This window comes from Streptomyces sp. Y309 (assembly GCF_056712025.1).
The window spans coordinates 1,180,602-1,206,394 of sequence record NZ_CM160048.1 but is presented as its reverse complement, the minus strand read 5'-3'; the positions used below and the strand labels follow the sequence as shown (position 1 = coordinate 1,206,394).

General features: G+C 73.7%; 2 protein-coding genes. Both read left to right on the top strand.

Annotated features, from left to right (window positions below):
• Positions 1-66 precede the first annotated feature (66 nt).
• Positions 67-9,777 (top strand): type I polyketide synthase, encoded by a 9,711-nt coding sequence (locus AC0KTA_RS04135; protein WP_481053714.1) that lies wholly within the window; start codon positions 67-69, stop codon positions 9,775-9,777.
• Between the two features lie 147 nt (positions 9,778-9,924).
• On the top strand, positions 9,925-25,785 hold the full coding sequence (locus AC0KTA_RS04130; protein ID WP_481053713.1) for a type I polyketide synthase: 15,861 nt from the start codon (positions 9,925-9,927) through the stop codon (positions 25,783-25,785).
• Positions 25,786-25,793 lie beyond the last annotated feature (8 nt).

Genomic DNA, 25,793 nt, shown 5'->3' with positions numbered 1-25,793 from the left:
TTGTTGCTCCTGCCCTCCCGCCGATGTGATGGGGTCGGCCCTCTGCGTTGAAGGAGTCGCACCGAAATGGCGAATGAGCAGAAACTCCGCGAGTACCTCAAGCGAGTTACCGCGGATCTGCATCAGACCCGGCAGCGTCTGCAGGACGCCGAGTCCGAGAGCCGGGAACCCATCGCCATCGTCGCGATGAGCTGCCGCTACCCCGGCGGGGTCGCCGGGCCGGAAGACCTGTGGCGGCTCGTCGCCGAGGGCGGCGACGCGATCTCCCCCTTCCCGGACGACCGGGGCTGGGACGCCGACCTGCACGACCCCGACCCGAACCGCCCCGGCAAGAGCTATGCGCGCGAAGGCGGATTCCTGCACGACGCGGCACAGTTCGACCCCGCGTTCTTCGGCATCTCCCCGCGCGAGGCCCTCGCCATCGACCCGCAGCAGCGCCTGCTCCTCGAAGCCACCTGGGAGGCGTTCGAGCGGGCGGGCGTGGACCCGCTGTCCGTACGCGGCTCCAAGACGGGTGTCTTCGTCGGCGTCATGTACGGCGACTACGGCAACCGCATCCTCAGCAACCCCGAGGGCCTGGAGGAATTCGAGGGCTACCTCGGCAACGGCAGCGCGGGCAGCATCGCGTCCGGACGCGTCTCGTACACGTTCGGCCTCGAAGGCCCCGCCGTCACCATCGACACGGCCTGCTCCTCCTCGCTGGTCGCCCTGCATCTGGCCGCGCAGGCGCTGCGCCAGGGCGAGTGCACGATGGCGCTGGCGGGCGGCGTGACCGTCATGTCGACGCCGGACACGTTCGTGGAGTTCAGCCGCCAGCGCGGCCTCGCGGCCGACGGCCGCTGCAAGGCGTTCGCCGAGGCGGCCGACGGCACCGGCTGGGGCGAAGGCGTCGGACTGCTCGTCCTGGAGCGCCTTTCCGACGCCCGCCGCAACGGCCACCAGGTCCTGGCCGTCGTACGCGGCTCCGCCGTCAACCAGGACGGCGCCAGCAGCGGCCTCACCGCCCCCAACGGCCCCGCCCAACAGCGCGTCATCCGCGCCGCCCTGGCGAATGCCGGCCTCGCGGCGGCGGATGTCGACGCCGTGGAGGCGCACGGCACGGGAACGACGCTCGGCGATCCCATCGAGGCCCAGGCGCTGCTCGCGACGTACGGACAGGAGCGGCCCGAAGGCCCGTCCCGGGCCCGCGAACCTCTGTGGCTCGGTTCGGTGAAGTCCAACCTCGGCCACACCCAGGCCGCCGCCGGTGTCGCGGGGGTCATCAAGATGGTCATGGCGATGCGCCACGGGCAGCTGCCGCGCACGCTGCACGTGGACCGTCCGAACGCGCACGTGGACTGGTCGGCGGGGGCTGTCGAGCTGCTGACGGAGGCTCGTGAGTGGGCCGAGCGGGCGGGCGGTTCGCCGCGTCGGGCCGGTGTCTCGTCGTTCGGCGTGAGCGGCACGAATGCGCATGTGATCGTGGAGCAGGTTCCGGCGGCGGAGGAGACCACCGAGTCCGCTAAAACGGACGTTCTATTTAGTGCCGTGCCGTGGTTGGTGTCGGCGCGGAGTGCGGAGGCGCTGCGGGCGCAGGCCGAGAAGCTGCGCGAGCACATGGCCGCGCAGGCCGACGTCGATCCGGTGAACGTGGGCTGGTCGTTGCTGTCGGGCCGGGCTGCGCATGAGCACCGGGCGGTCGTCTTCGGGCGGGAGCGGGAGGAGTTCCTGGCCGGGCTCGATGCGCTGGCTTCCGGCGGGCCTGGGGTGGTCTCGGGCGCGGTGGCCGAGGGGCGTCTCGGGGTCGTCTTCACCGGGCAGGGCAGTCAACGCATCGGTATGGGCCGGGAGTTGTACGAGAAGTTCCCGGTGTTCGCGGACGCGCTCGATGAGGTGTGCGCTCACTTGGACGGGCTGATGGGCCGCCCGTTGAAGGACGTCATTTTCGGCGAGGACGCCGGACTGTTGGAGCAGACGGGGTACGCGCAGCCCGCGCTGTTCGCCGTCGAGGTCGCGCTGTATCGCCTTGCCGAGTCCTTCGGGGTGCGGCCCCAGGTTGTCGGTGGGCATTCGATCGGCGAGCTGACGGCGGCGTACGTGGCCGGAGTGTGGTCGTTGGAGGACGCGGCCCAACTGGTGGCCGCACGCGGCAGGTTGATGCAGTCCCTGCCCGGGGGTGGGGCGATGCTCGCCGTCCAGGCGGCCGAGGCGGAGGTGCTGCCGCTGCTGGAGGGCATGGAGGACCGTGCCGGTGTGGCCGCGGTCAACGGGCCTTCGCAGGTGGTGCTTTCCGGTGACCGCACAGCTCTGGAAGGCCTGGAGGAGACCCTCCGTGGCCAGGGGCGGAAGGTGCGGTGGCTGAAGGTGTCTCACGCCTTCCACTCACCGTTGATGGACCCGATCCTGGACGAGTTCCGCGCGGTCGCCCGGGGCCTGACGTACCAGGATCCGAAGCTGCCGGTGGTCTCCAACGTCACCGGTGAGCTCGCCGGGTCGGCACAGCTCCAGGACCCCGAGTACTGGGTACGGCACGTCCGCGAGGCGGTCCGCTTCCACCACGGCCTGGGCGCTCTTACCGCGCAAGGCGTGTCGACGCTGCTGGAGTTGGGCCCGGACTCCGTCCTGACCGCGATGGCGCACGACACGATCACGGACCCGGCCGCGCAGGCGGGCCTCGTCGCCGCCGTGCGCAAGGACCGTCCGGAAGCGGACACCTTCCTGGCCGCCCTCGCCCGGCTCCACGTGCGCGGCGTCACCGTCGACTGGACCCGGTTCTTCCAGCCGGTCGAGGCGCGCCGCCGCGTGGACCTGCCCACGTACGCCTTCCAGCACGAGCACTACTGGCTCAACCCGCTGGAGCAGGCGGCGGTGGCCACGGCGGGCGACGCCGCCGACCCCGTGGACGCCAGGTTCTGGAAGGCTGTGGAGGACGAGGACCTCGCGGCGCTGGCGGGTGCCTTGGAGGTCGATGAGGAGGCGCCGTTCCGGTCGGTGCTGCCCGCCCTGACCGCCTGGCGGCGGCAGCGGCACGAGCAGTCCGAGCTGGACCGCCGGCAGTACCGGATCACGTGGAAGCCGTCGCCCAAGACGGCGAGGGCCGGACTCACCGGCACCTGGCTGGTAGTCGCCCCCGCCGGGGAGGCGGAGGAACCGTGGATCGACGCGTCCGTAAGGGCGTTGGAGCAGAGCGGGGCACGGGCGCTCGTGCTGCGGGTGGAGCCGCGGGACGCGGACCGCGGCGTGCTGCTGGACAAGCTGAGGGGTGCCCTCGCGGACAACAGTGAGGGGCAGGAGCAGGACACATCCGTGACTGGTGTGCTGTCCCTGCTGGCCTGCGGCGACGGTTCCTGCCTCGGAGGCGTCCCGGCCGGAGTGCTCCGTACCCTCGTCCTCGTCCAGGCCCTGGGTGACGCGGACGTGGCCGCCCCGCTGTGGGTGGCGACGCGGGGCGCGGTCAGTGTGGGCGCGTCGGACGCCGTGGCCGACGCCGACCGCGCGGCGGTGTGGGGACTGGGCCGGGTCGCTGCCCTCGAACACCCGGAACGCTGGGGCGGCCTGGTCGACCTGCCCGAGGCGCCGGACACGCGCACAACGACACGGCTCGCCCAGGTCCTCGGGGCCGCGTCGGGCGAGGACCAGGTGGCGGTGCGCGGGTCGGGAGTGTTCGTACGCCGGTTGGTGCGCGCCCCGTTCGGTGACGCAGACGGGGCCGAAGCACCGGCGGGGGAGTGGTCCCCGAGCGGTGGCACGGTTCTGGTCACCGGCGGTACGGGCGCCCTCGGCGCGCACGTCGCGCGGTGGCTGGCGCGCGAGGGCGCCGAGTACCTCGTACTGACGAGCCGCCGCGGCCCGGACGCACCCGGCGCAGCCGAACTGCGGGCCGAATTGGAGGAGTTGGGGGCACGGGTCACCGTCGCGGCGTGTGACGCGGCGGACCGGGAGGCGCTGGCGCGGCTCCTGGACGAGATCCCCGACGACGCACCGCTGACCGGCGTCTTCCACACCGCCGGAGTCCTGGACGACGGAGTGCTGGATGGTCTGACCGAGGACCGCGTCGCCTCCGTGTTCCACGCGAAGGCGGAATCGGCCCGGCACCTGGACGAGCTGACCCGCGACGCCGACCTGTCCGCCTTCGTCCTGTTCTCCTCCCTCACCGGGACCGTGGGAGCGCCGGGCCAGGGCAACTACGCCGCCGCGAACGCCTTCCTCGACGCCCTCGCCGAACGGCGGCGCGCCGCCGGACTGCCCGCCGTCTCGCTCGCCTGGGGCCCGTGGGGCGGTAGCGGCATGGCCGCCGACGACGGCGCCGAGGAGCGGATGCGGCAGGCCGGACTGCCCGTCATGGACCCCGCGCGCGCCACCGAGGCACTGCGCCGCGCGACGCGGCACGCGGCGGCGCACGCCGCGCAGGCGGAGGACGGCCCGGCGTCGACGCCGGGACAGGCCGCCGCCGCGCTCGTCGTCGCCGACGTCGTGTGGGACCGGTTCGCCGAAGGCTTCACCGCCACCCGGCGCAGCACCCTCTTCGACGACCTGCCGGAGGCGGCCGCCGCCCGCACGACCCACTCCGCCGGCGCGGGCGACACCGAAACCCCGCCCCTGAAGCAGCAGTTGGCCGCCCTGGCCCGCCCGGACGCCGAACGGGCCCTGCTCGACCTCGTCCGGTCCCAGGCCGCGGCCGTGCTCGGGCACGGCGGCACGCAGGCCGTGCCCGGGGACGGCGCGTTCAAGGGGCTCGGGTTCGACTCGCTCACCTCGGTCGAGTTCCGCAACCGGCTCGGCGCCGCGACCGGCCTGACCCTCCCGGCCACCCTGGTCTTCGACCACCCCTCGCCGCGCGCGGTCGCCGACTACCTGTCCGGCCACCTCCTCACCGGCGACACCACCGAAACCCTCGCCGCCGCGTCGTCGCCCACGGGCACGGCGGCCGACGACGAGCCCATCGCGATCGTGTCGATGAGCTGCCGCTTCCCCGGCGGCGTATGCGGACCGGAAGACCTGTGGCGGCTCGTCGCGGACGGCGTCGACGCGCTGGGCGAGTTCCCCGCCGACCGTGGCTGGGACACGGCGGCGCTGTACGACCCCGACCCGGCGACGCCCGGCTCCACCTACGCCCGCCAGGGCGGTTTCCTGCCGGACGCGGGCGGATTCGACGCGGACTTCTTCGGCATCTCGCCCCGCGAGGCCCTCGCCATGGACCCGCAGCAGCGGCTCCTCCTGGAGACCGCGTGGGAGCTCTTCGAACGGGCCGGTATCGCGCCCCCGACGCTGCACGGCAGCCGCACCGGTGTGTTCGCGGGCACCAACGGCCAGGACTACCTGGACCTCCTCAAGGACGCGCCCGACGGCGCCGAGGGCTACATCGGCACCGGCAACGCCGCCAGCGTGGTCTCCGGCCGCCTGTCGTACGCCTTCGGCTTCGAAGGCCCCGCCATGACCGTCGACACGGCGTGCTCGTCGGCCCTCGTCGCACTGCACCTCGCCGCGCAGGCACTGCGCCAGGGCGAGTGCGACATGGCGCTCGCCGGCGGCGTGACGGTGATGTCCACGCCGAGCGCCTTCATCGAGTTCAGCCGCCAGCGCGGGCTCGCGGCCGACGGCCGGTGCAAGGCGTTCGCGGAGGCGGCGGACGGTACCGGCTGGGGTGAGGGTGTCGGTCTGCTGCTTCTGGAGCGGTTGTCGGACGCGCGGCGTCACGGCCACGAGGTGTTGGCCGTGGTGCGTGGCTCGGCGGTCAACCAGGACGGGGCGAGCAATGGCCTGACGGCGCCGAACGGTCCGTCCCAGCAGCGTGTGATCCGGGCCGCCCTCGCCAACGCCCGCCTGTCGGCCGGTGATGTCGACGCCGTCGAGGCACACGGCACAGGCACGTCGCTGGGCGACCCGATCGAGGCGCAGGCGCTGCTCGCGACGTACGGACAGGAGCGGGCGGCCGACCGGCCGCTGTGGCTGGGCTCTGTGAAGTCGAACATCGGGCACACGCAGGCTGCGGCCGGTGTCGCGGGCGTCATCAAGATGGTGATGGCGATGCGGGCCGGAGTCCTGCCGCCGACCCTGCACGTGGACGAGCCGAGCACGCATGTGGACTGGTCGGCGGGTGCTGTCGAGCTGCTGACGCAGGCGCGCGAGTGGTCGGTGCGTGAGAGTGCGCCGCGTCGTGCGGGTGTGTCGTCGTTCGGTGTGAGCGGGACGAACGCGCACGTGATCGTGGAGCAGGCTCCGGCGGAGGAGACCACCGAGTCCGCTAAAACGAGCGTTCTATCCAATGTGCCGTGGTTGGTGTCGGCGCGGAGTGCGGAGGCGCTGCGGGCGCAGGCCGGCCGCTTGCGCGAGCACGTGGCCGGGCGCCCTGAACTCGAACCTGCCGACGTGGGCTGGTCGTTGTTGTCGGGCCGGGCCCTGCATGAGCACCGGGCTGTGGTGTTCGGCCGGGAGCGGGAGGAGTTCCTCGGCGGTCTTGAGGCCCTCGCCTCCGGCGGGCCCGGAGTCGTCCTGGGCTCCGTGACCGAGGGGCGGCTCGGGGTGGTGTTCACCGGGCAGGGCAGCCAGCGGATCGGGATGGGCCGAGAGTTGCACGAGGCCTTCCCGGTATTCGCGGACGCGCTCGACGAAGTGTGCGCGCACCTGGAGGGACTGCTCGACCGGCCCTTGAAGGATGTGATGTTCGGCGAGGACGCGGAGGCGTTGGAGCAGACGGGGTACGCGCAGCCCGCGCTGTTCGCCGTCGAAGTCGCGCTGTACCGCCTGGCCGAGTCCTTCGGCGTACGTCCCGAAATCGTCGGCGGCCACTCGATCGGCGAGCTGACGGCCGCGTACATAGCCGGGCTCTGGTCCTTGGAGGACGCGGCCCAACTAGTCGCCGCACGCGGCAGGTTGATGCAGTCCCTGCCCGAGGGTGGGGCGATGCTCGCCGTGCAGGCAGCTGAGGGCGATGTCCTGCCGCTGCTGGCGGACGTGTCGGACCGCGTCGGTGTGGCAGCGGTCAACGGGCCCGCCCAGGTGGTGCTTTCCGGTGACCGCGAGGTTCTGGAGGGACTGGAGGGGACACTCCGGGGCCAGGGTCGCAAGGTGCGGTGGCTGAAGGTCTCGCACGCCTTCCACTCACCCCTGATGGACCCGGTGCTCGACGACTTCCGCAAGGTCGCCGAGAGCCTGACGTACGAGGACCCGGCGCTGTCGGTCGTCTCGAACCTGACCGGGCGGCTCGCCACCGCTGACGAGCTGAAGGACCCGGAGTACTGGGTCCGGCACGTCCGCGAGGCGGTCCGCTTCCACGACGGCCTCGGCGCCCTCACCGAGTTCGGCGTGACCACACTCCTCGAACTCGGCCCCGACTCCGTCCTGACCGCCATGGCGCACGACACGATCACCGACCCGGCCGCGCAGACCGGTCTGATCGCCGCCGTACGCAAGGACCGCCCGGAGCCGAACACCTTCCTGACCGCCCTCGCCCAGCTCCACGTACGCGGAGCCGAGGTCGACTGGACGCCGCTGTACGCCCCGGTCGAGGCACGTCGCCGCGTCGACCTCCCCACGTACGCCTTCCAGCACCGCACCTACTGGCCGCAGCCGAAGGACTCCGGTCCGGCGGCCGACGGCGAGGGCGTCGGCGTGGACGCCGAGTTCTGGGAGGTCGTGCAGCGCGAGGACCTCGAAGGCCTTGCGGACACGCTGGAACTCGACCAGGAGGCCTCCCTCAAGTCGGTGCTGCCCGCGCTCGCGAACTGGCGCCGCAGGCAGCAGGAACAGCACGAGGTGGACGCCCTGCGCTACCAGGTCACGTGGAAGCCGCTGCCCGGCGACTCCTCGCCCGGCACCGGCCCGGCCCTCCGGGGCACCTGGGCGCTGGTGGTCCCGGCGGCCACGGCCGAACACGCCTGGTGCGCGGCCGCCGAGGACGCGCTCGCCGCTGCCGGGGCGGACGTCCGGCGCGTCGTCGTCGGGGACGAGGCCGCCGACCGTACGGCGCTGACGGCGCTGCTGCGGGAGCTGGATGCCCCCCTCGCCGGTGTGCTGTCCCTCCTGGCCCTGGACGAGCGCCCGTACGAGCACTCGGTGTCCCTGTCCCAGGGCATGGCCGCGACCCTCGCGTTGACCCAGGCCGTCGTCGACGCCGAGGTCGGCGGACGGCTGTGGATCGGCACGTCCGGCGCGGTGTCCGTCGGCGCCGCCGAGCCCGTGCGAAGCGTCGCGCAGTCGCAGGTATGGGGATTCGGGCGGGTCGTGGGCCTGGAGCACCCGGACATGTGGGGTGGCCTCATCGACCTCGGTCTCACGGAGACCACCACCACCCGACTCACCACTCACCTCACCACCCTCCTCTCCCGCACCGCCTCGGACGACTTCACCGAGGACCAACTCGCCGTCCGGCCCTCGGGTGTCCACGTACGCCGCCTCGTACGGGCGCCCAGGAGCACGGCCCCGGCCGGGCCCTGGCAGCCGCGCGGCACCGTACTGATCACCGGCGGCACCGGCGCCCTCGGCGCCCACGTGGCGCGGTGGTGCGCGGGCGGCGGCGCCCGGCACCTCGTACTGACGAGCCGCCGCGGCCCCGACGCGCCCGGCGCCACCGAACTCCGCGCCGAACTGGAGGAGTTGGGTGCCAAGGTCACCCTCGCCGCCTGCGACGTGGCCGACCGGGACGCGCTGGCCCGGCTCCTGGACGAGATCCCCGCGGACGCGCCGCTCAGCGCCGTCGTGCACGCGGCGGGCCTGGGCCAGGACCGCGTGATCGGCGAGACGGGGCCGGAGGACTTCGCCACCATCGTCACGGCGAAGACGGCGGGCGCGGCGCACCTGGACGAACTGCTCGGCGACACCCCGCTGGACGCCTTCGTGCTGTTCTCGTCCATCGCCGGCGTGTGGGGCAGCGGCGGCCAGGCGGCGTACGCGGCCGCCAACGCCTTCCTCGACGGGCTCGCCGAGCGCCGCAGGGCCCAGCGGCGTGCGGTGACGTCGGTCGCCTGGGGGCCGTGGGCCGGTTCGGGCATGGCCGGGGACGACGAGGCGGCGGCGCACCTGCGCAAGCGGGGCCTGCCCGTCATGCGGCCCGAGTCGGCCGTCGCCGCACTGCGGCACGCACTCGGTGCCCGCGACGCCCTGGTCACCGTCGCCGACGTCGACTGGGAGCGGTTCGCCCCGGCCTTCACCGTACGGCGGCCGAGCCCGCTGCTCGACGACCTGCCGGAGGCCCGCCGCGCCCTGGACGCCGCGTCGGGCGGCGCACCCGGCGCGGTGTCCGCCGACGGGACCGGAACCGGCGACGCCGCGGCCGCCCTGCGCGAGCGACTCGCCGCCGCCTCGCGCGACGAGCGCGAGCGGACCGTACTGAAGCTGGTACGCGAGGAAGTCGCCGCCGTCCTCGGGCACTCGGGCACGGAGGCCGTCCGCGAGGACCGCGCCTTCAAGGACTTCGGCTTCGACTCGCTGACCGCCGTCGAACTCCGCACCCGCCTGAACGCCGCGACCGGACTGAGCCTGCCCAGCACCCTCGTCTTCGACCACCCGACCCCAGGGGAACTGTCCCTGCAACTCCTCGCCGAACTCCTGCCCGACGCCGGTGACGAAGCGGACGGTCCGCTGGACGACCCGGCGGACGCCGAAGTCCGCCGAGCCCTCGCCGCCGTGCCGATCGCCCGCATCCGCGAGGCGGGACTGATGGACGCCCTCCTGCGGCTGGCCGAGCAGAGCACGGACGCGGCCCCGGCCGCACCCGACGGCGAAGACGCGGACGCCTCGATCGACGCCATGGACGTGGCCAACCTGATCCAGATGGCCATGGACAACAGCGATTCCTGACGTGGACAGCACTCCTGACGTGGACAGCACTCCTGCTCCTGATGTGGACAGCAGCAAAACGCGCCGCAGGCGCGGAGCAGTCGGCGCGGGACCCAGACCAATTCCTCACGCAGCACGAAATGACGCAGCACGGATGTGGAGCCGGACATGACGAGGCCTTCGGACACGGTCGTTGAAGCGCTGCGCGCGTCTCTGAAGGAGACCGAGCGGCTGCGACGGCAGAACCAGCAGCTCACGGCGGCTTCCAGGGAGCCCATCGCGATCGTCGGCATGAGCTGCCGCTTCCCCGGCGGCGTACGCGGCCCCGAGGACCTGTGGCGGCTCGTCGCCGACGGCGCCGACGCCATCGGCGAACTGCCCGACGGCCGCGGCTGGGACGTCGAGGGACTCTACGACCCCGACCCGGACAAGCAAGGCACCTTCTACGCCCGCCACGGCGGCTTCCTGCACGAAGCGGGGGACTTCGACGCCTCGTTCTTCGGCATCTCGCCCCGCGAGGCCCTCGCCATGGACCCGCAGCAGCGGCTCCTCCTGGAGACCGCCTGGGAAGCCTTCGAACGGGCGGGCATCGACCCCGCCACCCTGCGCGGCACCCGCGCCGGCGTGTTCGTCGGCTCCGGCTACCAGGGCTACGGCGAAGGTGTCCGACAGGCCCCCGAAGGCGTCGAGGGCCACCTGCTCACCGGCAACACCACCAGCGTCATGTCCGGCCGCCTCTCCTACGTCCTCGGCCTCCAGGGCCCGGCCGTGACCGTGGACACGGCGTGCTCGTCGTCGCTGGTCGCCCTGCACCTGGCCGCGCAGGCGCTGCGCCAGGGCGAGTGCACGATGGCGCTCGCGGGCGGCGTGACGGTCATGTCGTCGCCGGAGACCTTCGTGGAGTTCAGCCGCCAGCGCGGCCTTGCCGCCGACGGCCGCTGCAAGGCGTTCGCGGAGGCCGCGGACGGCACGGGCTGGGGCGAGGGCGTCGGCATGCTGCTCGTCGAGCGCCTTTCCGACGCCCGGCGCAACGGCCACCGCGTCCTCGCGGTCGTACGCGGCTCCGCGGTCAACCAGGACGGCGCGAGCAACGGCCTCACCGCGCCCAACGGTCCCTCGCAGCGGCGCGTGATCCGGGCCGCGCTGGCCAACGCGGGCCTGGCGGCCGGCGATGTGGACGCCGTGGAGGCGCACGGCACCGGCACGACGCTCGGCGACCCCATCGAGGCCCAGGCCCTCCTCGCCACGTACGGCAAGGAGCACTCGGCGGAACGGCCGTTGTGGCTGGGCTCGTTGAAGTCGAACATCGGGCACACGCAGTCCGCCGCCGGTGTCGCCGGTGTCATCAAGATGGTGATGGCGCTGCGTGCCGGTGTCCTGCCGAAGACGCTGCACGTGGACGCCCCGACGTCCGAAGTGGACTGGTCGGCGGGCACCGTCGAACTCCTCACGCAGGCGCGGGACTGGCCCGAGCGGGAGCCGGGGCTGCCCCGGCGCGCGGGCGTCTCCTCGTTCGGCATGAGCGGCACGAACGCGCACGTGATCGTGGAGCAGGCTCCGGCGGACGAGGAGCCGGTCTCCGATGAGCCGGAGGGCGCTGCTGCTCCGTCGGTGATCGCGGGCGTGGTGCCGCTGGTCCTTTCGGCGAAGAGCGAGAGCGCCCTGCAGGCGCAGGCCGGGCAGGTACGGGAGCGACTGCTGGCCGACGCCGGACTTGAACCGGGCGACCTGGCCTGGTCGTTGGCGGTGGCACGGTCGCGGTTCGAGCACCGGGGCGTGGTCCTCGGGCAGGACCGGGACGAGCTGCTGGCCGGTCTTGAGCAGTTGGCCGAGGGTGACAGTGCGGCTGGTGGTGTGGTCACTGGGCGGGCGCAGGGCGGCGGCACGGTCCGTCCGGTGTTCGTGTTCCCGGGGCAGGGGTCGCAGTGGGCGGGGATGGCGCGTGAACTCCTCGACGAGTCGCCGGTGTTCGCGGAGCGGATGGGGGAGTGCGCGGACGCGCTGTCCGCGTACGTGGACTGGGATCTGCTGGAGGAGCTCAACGGCGATCGGTTCGACCGGGTGGATGTGGTCCAGCCCGTTCTGTTCGCGGTGATGGTGTCGCTGGCGGCGGTGTGGCGTGCGGCGGGTGTGGAGCCTGCGGCTGTGGTGGGTCACAGTCAGGGTGAGATCGCGGCGGCCTGCGTGGCCGGTGTGCTGTCGCTGGAGGATGCCGCCCGCGTGGTCGCCCTGCGGAGCCTGGCCATCCGCGAGCTGTCGGGCAAGGGCGGCATGGTATCCGTGCCGCTGCCCGAGGCCGAGGTGCGCGAGCTGATCTCGGGCTGGGACGGCCGGATCGAGCTCGCGGCCGTCAACGGCCCCGCCCAGGTGGTGGTTTCCGGCGAGCCGGAGGCGCTGGAAGAGCTGGTCGCCCAGTGCGTCGCGCAGGACATCCGCGCCCGCACCATCCCCGTGGACTACGCCTCCCATTCCTCGTACGTGGAGCAGATCGAGCAGCAGATAGCCGAAGCGCTGGACGGGGTCACCCCGCAGGCCGCCGAGATCCCGCTGTACTCCACCCTCACCGGCGCCTGGCTGGACGCCAACACCCCGATGGACGCCGGGTATTGGTACCGCAACCTGCGCCAGACGGTCCTGTTCGAGCACGCCACGCGCGGCCTGCTCACCGAAGGTCACGGCCTGTTCCTGGAAATGAGCCCGCACCCGGTGCTCACCGTCCCGGTCCAAGCCACCATCGACGCCACCGACAGCCCCGCCGCCACCCTCGGCTCGCTGCGCCGCGACGAGGGCGGCGCCGACCGCCTGGCCGCCTCCCTCGCCGAGGCCCACACCCACGGCGCCGAACTCGACTGGAACGCCCTCTACCCCGGCGCGGGAACCGTCGTCGACCTCCCCACCTACCCCTTCCAGCACCAGCACTACTGGCTGCACGCCGACCCCGGCGCCGGTGACGTCACCGCCGTCGGGCTCGGGGACACGGGTCACCCCCTGCTGGGCGCGGCCGTGCCGCTGGCCGACGGGGACGGGCAACTGCTCACGGGGCGGCTCTCGCTGCGTACGCATCCGTGGCTGGCCGACCACGCCGTCGCCGGTGCCGTGCTGCTGCCCGCGACCGCCTTCGTGGAGCTGGCGACGCGCGCGGGCGACCAGGTCGACTGCGACCTGGTCGAAGAGCTCACCATGGAGATGCCCCTGGTCGTCCCCGAAACGGGCGGCGTACAGCTCCAGTTGACCGTGGGAGCCGCCGACGCCTCCGGGCGGCGGACCCTCGCCTTCCACTCCCGGCCGGAAGCCGGTCCCGACGAGGACGGCGCGGACGCGGAGCCGTGGACCCGGCACGCCACCGGCGTGCTCGCCGCGAGCACCGCGCCCGAGGCGTCGACCGCGCCCGCCGAGTTCGACCTGGCCCAGTGGCCGCCCCGCGACGCGGAGGCGGTCGGCATCGACGGTCTGTACGAGGAGTTCGCCGCGGCGGACGTCCAGTACGGCCCTGCCTTCCAGGGGCTGCGCGGCGCCTGGCGGCGCGGCGACGAGGTGTTCGCCGAGGTCGCCATCCCCGAGGACCGGCGTGACGAGGCGGGCCGGTTCGGCCTGCACCCCGTACTCCTCGACGCCGCGCTCCAGGCGGCCCACCTCGCCCAGGGCCCCTCGGACGACGCCGACGAGGCGGGCGGCGCGCCGCGGCTGCCGTTCTCCTGGAGCGACGTGGCCCTGTACGCCACCGGGGCGAAGTCCCTGCGCGTACGCCTGTCCCGCTCCGGGAGCGGCGGCGACTCCGTGTCGGTGCTGCTCGCCGACGACTCCGGGGCGCCGGTCGCGCGCATCGGCTCCCTGGTGTCCCGCACCGTCGACGTGAGCCGGAGCCTCGCCGCCCGGCGCACCCGCGTACCGCACCTGTACCGCGTCGCCTGGGTTCAGCCTCCGGCCGTCGCCCCGGCCCAGGCGGAGCGCGCCGCCGCCGACTCCTGGGCCGTGCTCGGCACCGACGGCACCGCCGCAGCCGAGCTGGCCCGCCTCCTCGGTGAGGACGGCGTCGACGTCACCTCGTACACCACCCTCGCGGACCTCACCACAGCCCTCGCCGACGGCACCGCGACCGTGCCCGACGTCGTCGTCGCGGCCGGGCCGCTCGCCCACCTCGATGACTCGGGCGAGAGCGAGATCGCCGAAGCCGTACACGCCGCCACCGGTGACGCCCTCGCGCTCCTCCAGGAATGGCTTGCCGACGAACGCCTCGCCGACGCGCGCCTGATCGTCCTGACGCGTGGTGCCGCCGCCGTCACCGCCGACGAGCCGGTGTCCGGACTGGCGCACGCCGCCGTCCTCGGCCTGCTGCGTTCGGCGCAGTCCGAGGAGCCCGGCCGGTTCGTCCTCGCCGATGTGGACGGCGACCCCGAGTCGCTGCGCGCGCTGCCCACCGCGTACGCGCACGGTGAGCCCGAGTGCGCGATCCGCGCCGGAGCCGTACACGTCCCCAGGCTCGGCCGCGGCCTCGGTGAGCCCGCCGAGGCCCCGGCTGCCCTGAACCCGGACGGCACGGCCCTGGTCACCGGCGCCCCCGGCGGCCTCGGCGGGCTCGTCGCCCGGCACCTCGTCGCCGAACACGGCGTACGCCACCTGCTGTTCCTCGGCCGCCGCGGCCCCGACGCGCCGGGTGCCGCCGAACTCGCTGCGGACATCGCGCAGTCGGGAGCGGTCGCCGACATCGTCGCCTGCGACGCCGCAGACCGGGACGCCCTGGCCGAAGCACTGGCCCGTGTCCCCGGCGAGCACCCGCTCACCGCCGTCGTGCACACCGCGGGCGTCTTCGACGACGGCATCACCGCCTCGCTCACCGCCGAGCAGCTCGGCCGCGTCCTGCGTCCCAAGGTCGACGCCGCCGTCAATCTGCACGCCCTCACCCACGGCGCCGACCTGGCCGCTTTCGTCCTGTTCTCCTCCGTCGCGGGCGTCCTCGGCGGCGCCGGACAGGGCAACTACGCCGCGGGCAACACCTTCCTCGACGCCTACGCGCAGCACCTGCGCGGCCAGGGCGTGCCCGCCACCTCCCTCGCCTGGGGCCTGTGGGCCGAACGCGGCGGCATGGCCGGGCAGATCACCGCCGACGACCTGGACCGGATGACCCGCTCCGGCATCGCGCCCCTCGCCACCGAGCAGGGCCTCGGCCTGCTCGACGCCGCGCTCGGACTCGGCGCCGCCGCGCTGGTTCCCGTACGCCTCGACACCGCCGCGCTGCGCACCACCCACGGCCGGCAGCTGCCGCCGCTGCTCAGTGGCCTCGTGCACGGCCCCGCCCGGCGTGCCGTCGCCGACGGGGACGGGTCCGGCGGCGAGGCGTCGGCCCTCGTACGCCGTCTGCGCGGACTGCCCGACGACGAGCGGGACCGGGCCCTCCTCGACCACGTGCGCGGCCAGGCCGCCGCCGTCCTCGGCCACGGCTCCGGCGACCAGGTGGACTCCGAACGGGCCTTCCGCGACCTCGGCTTCGACTCGCTGACCGCCGTCGAACTGCGCAACCGCCTCAACGAGTCGACCGGCCTGCGGCTGCCCGCCACCCTCGTCTTCGACTACGCGAGCCCGCTCGCCCTGGCCCGCCACCTCAAGGCCGAACTCGTCGGCGGCGACACGGACACGGCGAGCCCTGCCCCCGCGACCGGCCGCGGACCGGGCGACCGCGACCACACCGACGAACCCATCGCCATCGTCGCGATGAGCTGCCGCTTCCCCGGCGGCGTGGAGAGCCCCGAAGACCTGTGGCGGCTGGTCGGCGCGGGCGCCGACGCCACCTCCGGGCTGCCCGAGGGCCGCGGCTGGGACACCGCGTCCCTCTACCACCCCGACCCCGACCACCAGGGCACCACGTACTCGCGCGGCGGCGGATTCCTGCACGAGGCCGGCGAGTTCGACGCCTCCTTCTTCGGCATCTCCCCGCGCGAGGCCCTCGCCATGGACCCGCAGCAGCGCCTCCTCCTGGAGACCTCCTGGGAGGCCTTCGAGCGCGCCGGCATCGACCCGGCCACGCTGCGCGGCAGCGCGGGCGGCGTGTTCGTCGGCGCCTCGTCGCAGGGCTACGGCGAGAGCGTGCGCAACATCCCCGAGGGCCTCGAAGGCCACCTGATGACCGGCAACTCCACGAGCGTCGTCTCCGGCCGCATCTCGTACTCCTTCGGCCTCGAAGGCCCCGCCGTCACCATCGACACGGCCTGCTCGTCGTCGCTGGTCGCCCTGCACCTGGCCGCGCAGGCGCTGCGACAGGGCGAGTGCTCGCTCGCCCTCGCGGGCGGCGCCACGGTCATGGCCACTTCCGACACTCTCGTCGCGTTCAGCCGCCAGCGCGGCCTGGCCGCCGACGGCCGCTGCAAGCCGTTCGCCGAGGGCGCCGACGGCTTCGGCGTCGGCGAAGGCGTGGGCATGCTGGTCCTGGAGCGGCTTTCCGACGCGCGCCGCAACGGCCACCAGGTCCTCGCCGTCGTACGCGGCTCCGCCGTCAACCAGGACGGCGCCAGCAATGGCCTCACCGCCCCGAACGGACCCTCCCAGCAGCGCGTCATCCGCGCCGCCCTCGCCGGCGCCGGACTCACCGGTGCCGACGTGGACGCGGTGGAGGCACACGGCACGGGCACGTCACTGGGCGACCCGATCGAGGCCCAGGCCCTCATCGCCACGTACGGCAAGGACCGGTCCGCGGGCCAGGAGCCGCTGTGGCTCGGCTCGGTCAAGTCCAACATCGGGCACGCACAGGCGGCCGCGGGCGTCGCGGGCGTCATGAAGATGGTCCTGGCGATGCGGCACGGCGTCCTGCCCAAGTCCCTGCACGCACAGGCGCCGACGACCGAGGTCGACTGGTCCGAAGGGGCCGTCGAGCTGTTGACCGAGGCGCGCGAGTGGACCGCGCGGGAGGCGGGACGGCCGCGTCGCGCGGGCGTCTCCTCCTTCGGCATGAGCGGCACCAACGCGCACGTGATCGTGGAGCAGGCGCCGATGGAGGAACCACTGCCCGCCGACAACGACGCCGGCGACCGGCCCGACGAGACCCCCGCGCCGTCGGTGGTCCCGGGCGTGGTCCCGCTGGCCCTGTCGGCGAAGAGCGAGAGCGCCCTGCGGGCGCAGGCGACGCGGCTGCGGGAGCGGCTGCTCGACGACGACGGCGACGGCATGGGCATCGGCCTGGCGAACGTCGGCTGGTCCCTGACCGTGGCGCGGTCGCGGTTCGAGCACCGGGGTGTCGTCCTCGGCCGCGATCGTGCGGAACTCCTGGCCGGGCTTGAGCAGCTGGCACAGGGGGACGCGACCGCACAGGGCGTCGTCATGGGGCGGGCGCAGGGCGGCGGCACGGTCCGTCCGGTGTTTGTCTTCCCCGGTCAGGGGTCGCAGTGGGCCGGGATGGCGCGTGAACTGCTCGATGAGTCGCCGGTGTTTGCGGAGCGGATGCGGGAGTGCGCGGAGGCGCTGTCCGCGTTCGTGGACTGGGATCTGCTGGAGGAGCTCAACGGCGAGCGGTTCGACCGGGTGGATGTGGTCCAGCCGGTGCTGTTCGCGGTGATGGTGTCGCTGGCTGCGGTGTGGCGTGCGGCGGGTGTGGAGCCTGCGGCTGTGGTCGGTCACAGCCAGGGTGAGATCGCGGCGGCCTGCGTGGCCGGTGTGCTGACTCTGCGCGATGCCGCCCGTGTGGTGGCGCTGCGGAGCCTGGCCATCCGGGAGCTGTCGGGCAAGGGCGGCATGGTGTCTGTGCCGCTGCCCGAGGCCGAGGTGCGCGAGCTGATCTCGGGCTGGGACGGCCGGATCGAGCTCGCGGCCGTCAACGGCCCCGCCCAGGTGGTGGTTTCGGGCGAGCCGGAGGCGCTGGAAGAGCTGGTTGCCCAGTGCGTGGCGCAGGACATCCGGGCGCGGACGATCCCGGTCGACTACGCCTCGCACTCCTCGTACGTGGAGCAGATCGAGCAGCAGATAGCCGAGGCGCTGGACGGGGTCACCCCGCAGGACGCCGAGGTCCCGCTGTACTCGACCCTCACCGGTGCCTGGCTGGACGCCAACACCCCGATGGATGCGGGCTATTGGTACCGCAACCTGCGCCAGACGGTCCTCTTCGAGCACGCCACCCGAGGCCTGCTCGCCGAAGGCCACGGCCTGTTCGTCGAGATGAGCCCGCACCCGGTGCTCACCGTCCCGGTCCAAGCCACCATCGACGCCACCGACAGCCCCGCGGCCACCCTCGGCTCGCTGCGCCGCGACGAGGGCGGCGCCGACCGCCTCGCCGCCTCGCTCGCCGAAGCCCACACCCACGGCGTCGAACTCGACTGGAACGCCCTCTACCCCGGCGCGGGAACCGTCGTCGACCTGCCCACCTACGCCTTCCAGCGGCAGTACTACTGGCTGACGGACGACGGCCGGGTGCCGGACGGCACGCCGCTGTCCGCCGTGGCCGACGTGGAGGCCCGGTTCTGGGAAGCGGTGGAGCGCGAGGACCTGGAGGAGCTGGCCGCCGAGCTGGACGTGGCGGACGATTCGACGTCCGCCGGACTGGGTGCCGTCCTGCCGGTGCTGTCGTCGTGGCGGCGGCAGCGGCGCGAGCGCTCGACACTCGACGGCTGGCGCTACCGCGTCACCTGGAAGCCGCTGCCGAGCGGCACCCTGCCGACGTCCGGGCTCTCCGGACGCTGGCTCGTCGTGCTGCCGCAGGACGCGGTGGACCACCCGTGGACGGCGGGTGTGCGGGAAGCGCTGACGACGGCCGGTGCAGAGCCCGTCGAACTGGCCCTACCGGCCGAGGAGTTGACGCGTGAGGCGCTCGCCGTGCGGCTGCGGGACGTGGCCGACGCGGCGGGGCTCGCCGGTGTGGTCTCGCTGCTCGGCCTCGACGAGTCCGCTCATGACGCGCACGAGGCCGTGTCGGCGGGGCTCGCGGGCACTGTCGCCCTGGTGCAGGCCCTCGGTGACGCCGGGATCGGGGCGCGGCTGTGGGCGGTGACCGGCGGAGCCGTCGCCACCGGGCGCGGAGACCGGGTCGTCAACCCTGTCCAGGCGCAGGTGTGGGGCCTGGGCCGGGTCGTGGCGCTGGAGCACCCGGACCGGTGGGGCGGTCTCATCGACCTGCCCCGGGCGTACGACGCCCGGTCCGCGTCGCGCTTCGCGGCCGTGCTGGCGGACGCCGGGGACGAGGACCAGCTCGCGGTGCGGGACACGGGTGTCTTCGTACGCCGCTTCGCGCACGCCCCCGTGGACGCGGCGGCCGTGAGCAAGGGCGCGGAGCCGGAGTGGACGCCGCGCGGCACGGCCCTTGTCACCGGCGGCACGGGTGCCGTCGGCGGGCACGTGGCGCGCTGGCTGGCGCGCGAGGGCGTCGAGCACCTCGTCCTCACCAGCCGACGCGGCCTCGACGCCCCCGGCGCCGGTGAACTGAAGGCGGAACTGGAGGAGTTGGGCGCCGAAGTGACCGTCGCCGCCTGCGACGTGTCCGACTGGGACGCCGTCACGGGCCTCCTCGACGAACTCGCGGCCCAGGGACGCACCCTGCGCTCCGTGTTCCACGCGGCGGGCGTCGGCCAGGAGCAGCCCCTCGACGGGATGACCGCCGCCGACATCGCCGACGTCCTGGAGGCGAAGGTCGCGGGCGCCGCCCACCTCGACGCACTCCTCGACACCGGATCGCTCGACGCGTTCGTGCTGTTCTCCTCCAACGCGGGCGTGTGGGGCAGCGGCAGCCAGGGCGCGTACGCCGCCGCCAACGCCCACCTCGACGCGCTCGCCGAAGCCCGGCGCGCCCGCGGCCTCACCGCCACCTCCGTCGCGTGGGGGCTGTGGGGAGGCGGCAGCGCAATGGCCGGAGAGGAGGCCGAGGAAGCCCTGCGCCGCCTCGGCGTCACGGCGATGGCACCAGGGCGCGCGATCGCGGCACTGGCCGAGGCCGTGGCGTACGACGAGACGTTCCTGGCCGTGGCGGACGTCGACTGGGAGCGGTTCGCGCCCGCTTTCACCTCGGTGCGGCCGAGCCCCTTCATCGGGGACCTGCCCGAGGTGCGGCGCGCGCTCACCGGACCGGAGACGGCCGTCGCGTCCGGGGCGAAGAGCCCGGTGACGGGCTCCGCATGGGCCGAGCGGCTCGCCGCCCTGCCGCCGGCGGAGCGGGAGCGGTCGGTCCTCGACCTGGTACGGGCACAGGCCGCCGCCGTCCTCGGCTACGCGGGCGCGGAAGCCGTCGAACCCGGGCGGGCCTTCCGCGAGCTGGGCTTCGACTCGCTCACCGCCGTCGACCTGCGCAACCGGCTCGGCGCCGCCACCGGCCTGAAACTGCCCGCAACCCTCGTCTTCGACTACCCGACCTCGACCGTCCTCGCGGGGCACCTGCGCCGCGAGGCACTGGGCGACGAGCCCGGCACCACGACCACGGGCACACCGTCGGCCGCGCCCGCGACGGCCGACGACCCCATCGCCATCGTCTCGATGAGCTGCCGTTACCCCGGCGGCGCCACCAGCCCCGACGCCCTGTGGCGCCTGGTCGCCGACGGCACCGACGCCATCTCCGTCTTCCCCGCCGACCGCGGCTGGGAGGGCACCGGGGCGGCGTCCTACAAGGCGGAGGGCGGATTCCTCTACGACGCAGCCGAGTTCGACGCGGCCTTCTTCGGCATCTCGCCGCGCGAGGCCCTCGCCATGGACCCGCAGCAGCGGCTCCTCCTGGAGACCTCCTGGGAACTGTTCGAGCGCGCCGGCATCAACCCGGCGACACTGCACGGCAGCCAGGCCGGTGTGTTCGTCGGCGCCTCGTCGCAGGGCTACGGCTCCGGGCTCCAGCAGGCGCCCGAGGGCGTCGAGGGCTATCTGCTGGCGGGCGGCGCGACGAGCGTCATCTCCGGCCGTCTCGCCTACTCCTTCGGCCTCGAAGGCCCGGCGGTGACCGTCGACACGGCCTGCTCGTCGTCCCTGGTCGCCCTGCACCTGGCCGCGCAGGCCCTGCGCCAGGGCGAGTGCGACCTCGCCCTCGCGGGCGGCGTCACGGTCATGTCCAACCCCGGCGCCTTCATCGAGTTCAGCCGCCAGCGCGGGCTCGCGGCCGACGGCCGCTGCAAGGCGTTCGCGGAGGCGGCGGACGGCACGGGCTGGGGCGAGGGTGTCGGCCTGCTGCTTCTTGAGCGGCAGTCGGACGCGCGACGCCACGGCCACGAAGTCCTGGCGGTCGTCCGCGGTTCCGCCGTCAACCAGGACGGCGCCAGCAACGGCCTCACCGCCCCGAACGGCCCCTCCCAACAGCGCGTCATCCGCGCCGCGTTGGCGACCGCCGGTCTCACCGCCGATGAGGTGGACGCCGTCGAGGCCCACGGCACGGGCACCACACTCGGCGACCCGATCGAGGCCCAGGCCCTCCTCGCCACGTACGGGCAGGAGCGGCCCGAAGACCGGCCCCTGTGGCTGGGATCGGTGAAGTCGAACATCGGGCACACGCAGTCCGCCGCCGGTGTCGCGGGTGTCATCAAGATGGTGATGGCGATGCGGGCGGGAGTCCTGCCGAAGACGCTGCACGTGGACGAGCCGAGCACGCACGTCGACTGGTCGGCGGGTGCTGTCGAGCTGCTGACGGAGGCACGCGAGTGGCCCGAGACCGAGCGGCCGCGTCGCGCGGGTGTGTCGTCGTTCGGCGTCAGCGGCACGAACGCCCACGTGATCGTGGAGCAGGTCCCGGCGGCGGAGACTACCGAGTCGGCTAAAACGGTCGTTCTATCTAGTCTGCCTTGGTTGGTGTCGGCGCGGAGCACGGAGGCGCTGCGGGCACAAGCCGATCGGCTGCGTGAGCACGTGATCGGGCGCCCTGAGCTGGAGCCCGTCGATGTGGGTTGGTCGCTGTTGTCGGGCCGGGCCCTGCATGAGCACCGGGCTGTGGTGTTCGGCCGGGAGCGGGAGGAGTTCCTCGACGGTCTTGAGGCCGTGGTCGCCGGTGGTGCCGGTGTGGTCTCGGGGTCGGTGGTCGAGGGCCGCCTCGGCGTTCTGTTCACCGGGCAGGGCAGCCAGCGGCTCGGTATGGGCCGGGAGTTGTACGAAGCCTTCCCCGTGTTCGCGGACGCGCTCGACGAGGTGTGCGCACACTTGGACGGGTTGCTGGATCGGCCCCTGAAGGAGGTCGTGTTCGGTGCGGACGCGGAGGCGTTGGAGCAGACGGGGTACGCGCAGCCCGCGTTGTTCGCCGTCGAGGTCGCGCTGTACCGGCTTGCCGAGTCCTTCGGTGTACGTCCCGAGATCGTCGGCGGACACTCGATCGGCGAGCTGACGGCGGCGTACATAGCCGGGCTCTGGTCCTTGGAGGACGCGGCCCAACTCGTCTCCGCACGCGGCCGGTTGATGCAGGCGCTGCCCGAGGGCGGCGCGATGCTCGCCGTGCAGGCGCCCGAGCACGACGTACTGCCGCTACTGGTGGGAGAGGCGGAGCGAGTAGGTGTGGCGGCCGTCAATGGCCCCACGCAGGTGGTCCTCTCCGGCGACCGCAGCGTCTTGGAGGGCCTGGAGGAGACCCTCCGCGGTGAGGGCCGGAAGGTGCGGTGGCTGAAGGTCTCGCACGCCTTCCACTCACCCCTGATGGACCCGGTGCTCGACGACTTCCGCAAGGTCGCCGAGAGCCTGACGTACCAGGACCCGTCGCTGGCGGTCGTCTCGAACCTGACCGGGCGGCTCGCCACCGCCGACGAGCTGAAGGACCCGGAGTACTGGGTCCGCCACGTCCGCGAGGCGGTCCGCTTCCACGACGGCCTCGGCGCCCTCACCGACTTCGGCGCGACGACGCTGCTGGAGCTGGGCCCCGACTCCGTACTCACCGCGATGGCGCTCGACACGCTCACGGACGCGGACGATCAGGCAGGCCTGATCGGCGCGCTGCGCAAGGACCGCCCGGAAACGGACACCTTCCTGACCGCCCTCGCCAAGGCCCACGTGCGCGGCGTCGAGGTCGACTGGACGCCGCTGTACGCCCCGGTCGAGTCCCGCCGCCGCGTCGACCTGCCCACGTACGCCTTCCAGCACCAGAGCTTCTGGCTCCGGCAGACCGGCGGCTCCGCCGACGTCGAGTCCGCGGGGCTCGCCCCGGCGGGGCACCCGCTGCTCGGGGCCGGGATGCCGCTGGCCGACACGGACGGGTACCTGTTCACGGGCCGCCTGTCCCTGGCCACGCACCCGTGGCTCGCCGACCACGCCGTGGCCGGACGGGTGCTGCTGCCGGGGACTGCCTTCGTGGAGCTCGCCGGGTACGCGGGCGGCCAGATCGGCTGCGGCACGCTCGACGAGCTGACGCTCGGCGCGCCGCTGGTCCTGCCCGAACACGGCAGCGTGCAGCTCCAGTTGCGTGTCGAGGCACCCGACGCCTCCGGCCGCAGGCCCATCAGCCTGCACTCGCGTCCGGAGCCGGGCGCCGGGGCCGAGAGCCTGTCGGCCGACACCTGGACCAAGAACGCCACCGGAACCCTCACCGAGACCGGGCCGGACACGGCCGCCGCCCCGACGGCGTCCGACGACCTGACCTCCTGGCCGCCGCGCGACGCGGAGCCGCTGGCGGTCGACGGACTCTACGAGGAGCTGGCCGCCGCGGGCTTCGACTACGGGCCGGTGTTCCAGGGGCTGCGCGGCGCCTGGCGGCGCGGTGACGAGGTGTTCGCCGAAGTCGCCCTGCCCGACGACGACACCACGCGGGCCGGAGCCTTCGGCCTGCACCCGGCGATCCTCGACGCAGCCCTGCACGCCCGTGCCGCGGGTACGCGTACGCAGGCCCCCGCGGACACGGCGCCCACGGCCGGCGGGCTGCCCTTCACCTGGACCGGTGTCACCCTGCACGCCGCGGGTGCCGCCACGGTCCGCGTCCGGCTGACGCCGAACGGCACGGACGGCGTCTCCCTGGAGGTCGCGGACGCCACCGGCGCACCCGTGGCCTCGGTCGACGCGCTCGTCTTCCGGCCCATGTCGAAGGAGCTCATCGAGCAGATGAGCGCGACGCACCCGCACGCGGATTCGCTGTTCCACGTCGAGTGGCAGCGGCAGTCCGTGACTTCGGCGGCCGCGCAGGTGCCGTTGGCGGTGCTCGGTGATGCCGGTCGTGTGCCGGGGGCGCGGGCGTACGCGGATCTCGCGGTGTTGGGTGCGGCCGTCGAAGCCGGGGAGGAGGTTCCGGCGGCGGTGGTGTGGTCGGCCGAACATTCGACCGTTGGCCTTGAGGGCCTGGCTCGCCCGGAGGCCGTCTCCGCGTCGCTGGCTGCGGCGCTGGGTGCCGTGCAGGACTGGCTGGCCGACGCGCGCTTTGAGGGGTCCCGCCTTGTCGTAGTGACACGAGGTGCGGTGGCGGTCGGCACGGGTGCGGCCTCGCCTGACCCGGTGGCTGCCGCTGTGGGGGGCCTGGTGCGGTCGGCCCAGACCGAACATCCGGGCCGGTTCGTGCTTGTGGACGCCGACAGGCCTGAAGTGGCAGCGTCGGATCTCGCTGCGGCGTTGGCGTCGGGTGAGCCCGAGGTGGCGGTGCGGGAGGGCGCGGTGTGGATACCGCGGCTGTCGCGCGTGGCCGCTGCGACTGCGTCCGGCGAGAACGAGGCGCCGTGGGGTTCCGGCACGGTTCTGGTGACCGGCGCCTTCGGTGGACTGGGCCGCGTGGTGGTCCGGCACTTGGCCGAGCGGCACGGCGTACGGGATCTGCTGCTGGTGTCGCGCCGTGGCCTTGAGGCCGACGGCGCGGCCGAACTCCAGGCGGAACTGGCGCAGTTGGGCACCTCGGCCACCGTCGCCGCGTGCGATGTGGCCGACCGCGACGCCCTGGCCGCGTTCCTGGAGAAGTCCGGCGACGAGCTGTCGGCAGTCGTACACGTGGCTGGAGTCCTCGACGACGGCGTCGTCACCTCCCTCACCCCTGAGCGCCTGGCGACCGTCCTGCGACCGAAGGTGGACGCGGCACTGAACCTGCACGAGTTGACCTCCGGCCTGGACCTGTCCGCCTTCGTGCTGTTCTCCTCGGCCTCCGGCGTGTTCGGCGGCCCGGGTCAGGCGAACTACGCGGCGGCGAACGCCTACCTCGACGCGCTCGCGGCCACCCGCCGTGCCCAGGGCCTCCCGGCGACATCGCTGGCCTGGGGCCTGTGGGCCGCGCAGGACAGCGACATGACCGGCACCCTCGCCGACGCCGACCTCCGGCGCATGGCGCGCGGCGGCGTCCTCGCGCTCGACACCGACCAGGCGCTGCCTCTGCTCGACCTCGCCCCGGCGAGCGAGCACGCGGCCCTCGTCCCCATCCGCATCGACACCGCGGCGCTGCGCACCCAGCCGACGGAGGCGCTGCCCGCACTGCTCAGGGGACTCGTCCGGCCGGCCGTCCGGCGCGTACAGAGCGGCACGGACACCCCGGCCGCCGCCCGCACCGAGTCGCTGGCCGAGCGCCTGGCGGGCCGCACGGGCGCCGAGCGCGACCGGATGCTGCTCGACCTCGTCCGCACCCACGTGGCGGGCGTGCTCGGCTACGCGTCGCCGAACGCCGTCGAGCTGAGCCGGGGCTTCCTGGAACTCGGCTTCGACTCCCTCACGGCCGTCGAGCTGCGCAACCGCCTCACCGCGGAGACCGAACTGCGGCTGCCGAGCACGCTGATCTTCGACTACCCGAACCCGGCGGCACTCGCCGAGCACCTGTCGGAAGAGCTGCCCACGACGGCCGTCACACCCCCCGGCGGCCTGGTCGACCCCGGTGACCTGGACACCGAACTCGACCGCCTGGAGAGCGTCCTGAAGGCCGCGGGCAACAGCGGCGAAGGCATCGAAGGAGCCGAACGCGACCGCGTCGCCGGCCGACTGCGCTCCCTGCTCACCGCCTGGGACACCGCCCGCACCACCGCGCGTGACGCGGCCGCGGGCACGGCCCCGGACCGCGACCGGGAGCTCGAAGACCTCGAAGGCACCACCGCCGACGAACTCTTCGACCTGCTCGACAGCGAGCTCCAGACCCCTTCACCCACACACGAAGACAGCTCAGACACCGGGTCGGACACGGACCGCCCCGACCGCTTCGAGGAGGCGCTGTAAATGGCGGA

Excerpts from the sequence above, each read along its gene's own strand:
- AC0KTA_RS04135 (WP_481053714.1), top strand. The coding sequence starts at position 67 with ATGGCGAATGAGCAGAAACTCCGCGAGTACCTCAAGCGAGTTACCGCG.
- AC0KTA_RS04130 (WP_481053713.1), top strand. The coding sequence starts at position 9,925 with ATGACGAGGCCTTCGGACACGGTCGTTGAAGCGCTGCGCGCGTCTCTG.